General features: G+C 38.3%; 1 protein-coding gene. It reads left to right on the top strand.

Going from position 1 to position 209, the window contains the following annotated elements; all coding sequences use genetic code 11:
- The coding region (locus tag AN394_RS21555) for a transposase (protein ID WP_055022528.1) at window positions 1-209 on the top strand (209 nt) is incomplete at both ends.

Genomic DNA, 209 nt, shown 5'->3' with positions numbered 1-209 from the left:
AAGAAAACGGTTTTCGATGTTTCTCTATCATCTGACTTTAGGATCGAAGAGGTTGAGATAGACAAAGATCACATTCATATGCTGATTACAATCGGCACTCGATATTCAGTAGGCCAGCACGCAAGGAGGATTAAGCAAGCCACAACCGCTAAAATCTGGAAATCATTTCCTTATCTGAAAAACCAATTTTGGAAAGAGAAAACATTTTG

This window comes from Pseudoalteromonas sp. P1-26, from assembly GCF_001401795.1.
Classification (GTDB): domain Bacteria; phylum Pseudomonadota; class Gammaproteobacteria; order Enterobacterales; family Alteromonadaceae; genus Pseudoalteromonas.
The sequence above is the reverse complement of the archived record's forward strand: the minus strand, read 5'-3'. Positions and strand labels throughout refer to the sequence as shown.